The organism is Ornithinibacillus massiliensis, from assembly GCF_018310345.1.
GTDB classification, from domain to species: Bacteria; Bacillota; Bacilli; order Bacillales; family Amphibacillaceae; genus Ornithinibacillus; species Ornithinibacillus massiliensis.
Window position 1 is genome coordinate 1 of sequence record NZ_JAGXBY010000011.1, and the last position, 5626, is coordinate 5626.

The window sequence follows — 5626 nt, forward strand, 5'->3', positions numbered from 1 at the left end:
ATTCACTGGATTATTCATTACATACGAATACCGGTTCTGTGATAGTGGGTTATCTAATGTTCCAGCATACGTATCCTCTTGGATGAACCTCGCAGTCGTTGGATCATACATTCGTGCACGCATGTCGTTTAAATTGCCCTTGAGTTGAGCCTCGTATATACCCAACAACGTTCAATTTTTCACCCTTCCGTTACATAAATTGAGATTAACGTAACGCTTAGCCGCTATATTTAGTATAAATTCATTTTATGCGGCTTTAGCGATACAATCAACCCCTTTACCGATACAATTTTATTGTGTATCGTAAAAGTAACATGAAAAAAGAGGAAGGGAATTACCATGCCAATTTCAATCAAACTAAAGGAAATCCTTAAAGAACGTGACCTTTCACAACGTGAGTTAGCACGAATGACAGGGCTACGCCCTAATACAATAAGTCATCTTTGTTCAGACAATGTTGACAGGGTTTATCTATCGACATTAGAAACAGTATGCAAAGTGTTAGACAGCGACATTCAGGAGTTAATCGAGGTGGAGTAGTCCTCACTCTAGTAATCGTTCTATGTACGTCATAGTTGCGAAAAATTTTAAAAAGTAGGGGAAAGCAAAGGTATAGTATTGGAGAATATGGATGGCGGTAGCTGATGATTTTGTGACTACTTTTAAGAGGTAGAATACATTAAATAGGGTATACGTTTTATTAGTGATGTACGTACTAAAGAATTTGTTAATACATCATAGATGGTTTATATGTATTATCTCTTTCTTGTAGGTAAAAAGCGTTTTATTCGGCACTAGGTAGACCCTCAAAAAAAGAAACCTTAAAGGTTGTCCCTCTAAGGTTCTTGAATGATTATAAGATTGTTTTTATTTCTAGAAAGTCACAACCACTAATATTATTTTCTTCCACTGATTGCTTTAAAGTTTCTGACGCAAATAATGGAATTTCATCTCCTTTTAATTTGAATATATTTTTATTATTTATTATGCTATTTGATACTGCATATTTTCTAACGGTATATATTTTTTCGCCGTCTAAATCAATAACACTGTACTCCGAGTTCTCAAGGTTTAATGCATCAACTACATCCAATACATTTGCAACAAAATAATCAGCCTTATCAATACTAGATTTACTTTCAATATCTACAACATTAACAGGTAAATATTGTACATTTCCCCCAAGTGTATTAATCAATTCTTTCAATCTTTCTGATACAATAAACCACCCTAAATTATTTGCTAAATAATCAGTAAATCTATTTCCATCCATCGGATTAAAATAGAAAGTAATATCCTCGTTCCAATTGTCAATAAATTTACCTTCTTTTAAATGATACTGTTCAAAACCATGTGTATTTTCACAATGACAAACAACATCATTATCATTGCTATCATCTAGTAGTAATTTATAATACTTCATTATTTTGACCTCCAATAATCTTTATACAGCATTCCTGGATTATTCCTTACTTCCTTCTTTAAACCTTCAAATAGCTTCAGGAACTTTTCTTTATCTCCTTTGGCTATTTTATCATAAGTACTAAGTTTATCTAGAACAAAATCATGATATGCATATGGGTGTCTCCCCTGATGTGGTAGTAATTCCTTATTCCATGCTCCATCTAAATCTAACCCATACTTTTTAGTTATATTTTCCATTTGAGGGGTATATTTCCTACTTTTATTTGTTGCGTAATGATGATTTTGTAAAGGTTTATCTATACCCTTAGGAATATCTAAAAATGTACTTTATGAAAGGTGGCAGTTTACTCAACCACCACCCATATTGATTAACTAGCTATTGTTTCAGGCATTTCAGGCATGATATAAGCCGTTTTATTTTTCATCATACCATAGATTATTCTGACTAATCTTCTCATAATACAGAGAAGGGCTTGTGACTTTGACTTCCCTTCACTTAGCTTACGGTTATAGTAATCGTAAAATACAGGATTACGGGGAATTTTACTTCCCTTACATACTTGAACTTGTTGGACAGCTAGGTTGTAAAAACATCATATAGCTTTCGGTTGCCTTGTTTTGTTTTCTTCATCGTTTCCTTACCGCCCGAACCCATCTTAATAGGGGCTATGCCTGATACCTTGCTAGTTTATCAGAATTGGTGAAACGATAAACATCTCCGATTTCTGCAATTAAAGCGGATGAAGTAACCGTATCAATCCCTGGCATGGTTTCAAGCTGCATACCTAGCTTTTGAATGGTTACCTTTAACTCTTTATCCATCTTCTTAATCTCCTGTTTGGTATAGCTGATATTTCTAACCATGCTTTGAATGATAAAATCTCTAGATGTCTGATATTCTCGTTTTACTTCACCATCAGCTTGAACAAGTGATAATATCTTTTCTGCTTTTCTAGTTGAACAAGCGTTGTTACTTGCTTCTAGTAAGAATGTTCGTAAGCCTTCCATTGTTACCCCCTTCAAATGAGAAGGCGAAGGATAGCTTTCCCAAAAGGCTAAAGCTGTTATCCCATCTACTTCTGAAAAGAAATCCTTGTAACTTGGATAATGATAATTTAATTGCATATGGAGTTGGTTCTTCAAAGCGGTTTGCGCTTTCACTAAAGCGTTTCTTCTGCCTACAAGTTGAGCGATTATCCAATGTATATCTGATGGTGTAGCGTCAGGTAAATATGGTAGCTTACGAATTAAAACATCTGCCACACATTGAGCGTCCCAACTATCATTCTTTTCGGTCATGGCATAGCTGTTCCGTTCGGCATTGGATAAAGAGGAATTTACAAATTTGACGATATAGCCTTGTTCAATCAGATACAACGCTAAATCTCGTCCATAACCGCCCACATCTTCTAATCCAAATACAGGGGTCAAGCCTTCTGTAAGATACTTATTCACATATTCTAGTAAGATAGGAAAGGCAGTTGGTTTGTTTTGAATAGTCTTTTCTCCTAACTTCTCAAACCAGCAATCCACTATCACCGCTGTATGTTGGAACTTGTGTAAATCTAATCCTATATAAATATGCTTATCTCTTTTCATCAGAAGACTTCACCCCTATTTTAGATTTTAACGATTAAAGCAAGACAGAGAATGTCGGCAACCTTAGGTCGAGCGTTAGTCTTTTGAGACTCGCAAGGGTACAAAAGCCTATCCATTCTCTATCTGTTAACCGTTATAAAATGGCTTGATGTTTGCCATTTGCAGTTATTTCTTCGTAGTGGTATAACCCACTATAAAACGCTTTTCTATCTAAAATCCGTTTGACTTGGACTTTGGTAAACAACTTTCCTTGTTTCGTTCTGTGTCCTTCTTCATTCAATCGTTCTGCAAGTTGTGTTAATGTCCATGATGGATACTGTTCCTTTAAGTCAAACACTCTTTGAACGGTTTTAGCTTGTCTATCATCTATGACAAGCCTTTTCTTACTTTTCTCCACTTTATAGCCTAATGCAACATTTCCTCCTGCATAGCCGCCCTGTTGGGCTTTCTTGTTACGTCCTCTCCCTAGCTTTAACGAGATTTCTAATCGTTGATATTGGTCTAATAACTCCATTAAGCCATTGATTAAAAAATCGCTAGGGTCTTTCTTATGGATACTGTATTGCGGTTGTTCAAGACTCCGAATGTCCACTCCATACTTTTTCAATTCTCGATAAACTAACACTTTCACAATGTCTGACCGCCATAATCGGCTTGTATTAAGTGTCACAACGTAATCCACCTCATGGTGGGCGAGATACTCCAACATCTCCTGAAAGTCCATTCTGTCCACTTCTAACGCTTCTTCATCTACTTTAGCCCCACTGATACCCTCGTCCTTAAACAAGCGTAAAAGCGTGTATCCGTGAGCCTGACAATACGCTTTGATTTCATCTTCTTGATAAGCAAGGCTGTATCCATCCCTGGCTTGACCTTGTGTAGATACTCGAATATATCCGATAACTTTCATGGTAATTTCCCCCTCCGTTACGTTAATCGAGATTAACGTAACGCTTAGCCGCTATATTTAATATAAATTCATTGTATGCGGCTTTAGCGATACAATCAACCCCTTTACCGATACAAGTTTGTGATGTATCGTAAAAGGTAACATGAATAAGAGGAAGGGAAGTACCATGCCTATTACAATCAAGCTAAAGGAAATCCTTAAAGAACGTGACCTTTCACAACGTGAATTGGCACGAATGACAGGGCTTCGCCCTAATACAATAAGCCATCTTTGTTCAGACGACGTAGATAGGGTATATCTATCAACATTAGAAACAGTATGCAAAGTGTTAAACATCGACATTCAGGAGTTAATCGAGGTGGAGTAGTCCTCTTGCCATAGTCATCGTTCTATGTACGTCAAAAGTTGCGAAAAATTTTAAAGGCAGTGGGAAAGCAAAGGTATAGTATTGGAGAAAATAGATGGTGGTAACTAATGGTTTTGTGATTACTTCTAATAGCTAGGATACATTAAATAGGTTATACGTTTTATTAGTGATGTACGTACTAAAGAAGTTGTTAAAACATTATATTGGGCTTACAAGACTTATATCCACTCTGAAAATAATAAGTTGTTTATTCGGCACTAGGTGGTAGTAAATTAAAAACCACCATAAAAGGTCTTTAGCCCTTTAAGGTGGTTTTTTAATTATATTGCTTTTAATACTTCATCTACAGAATTGCTAAACATATCTGGGTCTTCACTTTTTATATCCCTCAGTAAGTTTATTATTATCTCTTTTGAATTGTCATCTAGCTTAGATAGCACACTACCGTATATTCTTCTTACTTGTTCATGATTTAAAATTCTGTAATGTAAAACTTCCATCCATTCTCTTGCCCTATCAATAACACTTGGGACAGCTATAGCAATTAAATATAATCCCTCTTCCATATTTTCTTTATAGAGGTTCTCTATGCCATGTACTAATCCAAACATTATTTCATATTGTTCAGTATCATCGTCAAATACCATACATAATTCGGTAATAACTGATTTATCCTCTAGACCAATGAGATTACCTAATGCTTCTTCAAATACGTCTATTTCTTCTTGAGATTGTAAAAGTCTATTTGTGTAGATTTTATTTAATTCTGATTTCACATCCATATACTCCACCCCACTTACTTATTAAATAATTCAGGATACAACTCTCTATTCTTTCTAATCGCATTTAATAGTCCTGCTCTTATTTCAGGTGTGTAGACACCTTGCTTAATATATATCCTTCTTGCATCTAATATATCATGAGTCAGGGCATCACGGTAACTTAGGTTTAAATATTCTTCTAATTTATTACCACTTAAACCATAAGTATATGTTTCTCTATGCCTACCACCTACTCCAGGATGGGGTTGTTCCATATTCATACTAACACCATCGCTTCTCTTTACTCCTGCCTGTTTCATCTTAGCAGCAGAAGGCATATGATGTGGTGTAATGTTATCAAATGCTGTACCTTGTTTTGCAAGTTCCTTAAAAGTCCCTACTTTACCTTCTGTAGGTAATAGAGGATTATCTATACCCTTAGTAACATCCCGGCCATCTACACGTTTCACAGCACCTGTTGCTTGACTTGTTTTTCTGCCAGCACTTGGAAGTTGGTTTAATCCTAGTTTTGCACCTTTTACTACCTTTCCAACCGGTATAAAA

At 35.7% G+C, this 5626-nt stretch carries 7 protein-coding genes and 2 pseudogenes; 2 read left to right on the forward strand and 7 right to left on the reverse strand.

Annotation, left to right across the window (positions count from 1 at the left end):
* A partial coding sequence (locus KGF86_RS19710; protein ID WP_425516510.1) for an RHS repeat-associated core domain-containing protein occupies positions 1-168 on the reverse strand: 168 nt, incomplete at its 3' end.
* Positions 169-339: 171 nt separating this feature from the next.
* On the opposite strand from KGF86_RS19710, the gene KGF86_RS19065 reads away from it, so the two are divergent.
* The gene (locus KGF86_RS19065; RefSeq protein ID WP_211742702.1) at positions 340-540 is read left to right on the forward strand and encodes a helix-turn-helix domain-containing protein; all 201 of its coding nucleotides are present in this window, start codon (positions 340-342) and stop codon (positions 538-540) included.
* Positions 541-853: 313 nt separating this feature from the next.
* On the opposite strand, the gene KGF86_RS19070 is transcribed toward KGF86_RS19065, so the two are convergent.
* From KGF86_RS19070 to KGF86_RS19085, 4 genes and pseudogenes are all read right to left on the reverse strand, one after another.
* Positions 854-1423 (reverse strand): imm11 family protein, encoded by a 570-nt coding sequence (locus KGF86_RS19070; protein ID WP_211742703.1) that lies wholly within the window; start codon positions 1421-1423, stop codon positions 854-856.
* A complete protein-coding gene (locus KGF86_RS19075; RefSeq protein WP_211742708.1) occupies positions 1423-1737 on the reverse strand; it encodes an AHH domain-containing protein in 315 nt (104 codons plus the stop codon). The genes KGF86_RS19070 and KGF86_RS19075 overlap by 1 nt, the downstream gene beginning before the upstream one ends.
* A 56-nt stretch (positions 1738-1793) precedes the next feature.
* Positions 1794-3024: pseudogene (locus tag KGF86_RS19080) on the reverse strand (IS110 family RNA-guided transposase).
* A gap of 133 nt (positions 3025-3157) precedes the next feature.
* Positions 3158-3934: a recombinase family protein gene (locus KGF86_RS19085; RefSeq protein ID WP_211742704.1), complete on the reverse strand. Its 777-nt coding sequence runs from the start codon at positions 3932-3934 to the stop codon at positions 3158-3160.
* Positions 3935-4100: 166 nt separating this feature from the next.
* Here KGF86_RS19085 and KGF86_RS19090 point away from each other — a divergent pair, with 166 nt between their 5' ends.
* A complete protein-coding gene (locus tag KGF86_RS19090) occupies positions 4101-4301 on the forward strand; it encodes a helix-turn-helix domain-containing protein (protein ID WP_211742705.1) in 201 nt (66 codons plus the stop codon).
* Positions 4302-4621: 320 nt separating this feature from the next.
* Here KGF86_RS19090 and KGF86_RS19095 read toward each other — a convergent pair whose 3' ends face one another.
* Entirely contained in the window at positions 4622-5083 is a 462-nt protein-coding gene (locus KGF86_RS19095) for an Imm30 family immunity protein (protein ID WP_211742706.1), read from the reverse strand.
* 14 nt (positions 5084-5097) lie between these two features.
* Positions 5098-5626, reverse strand: a pseudogene (locus KGF86_RS19100) (WXG100 family type VII secretion target); the annotation flags it as partial.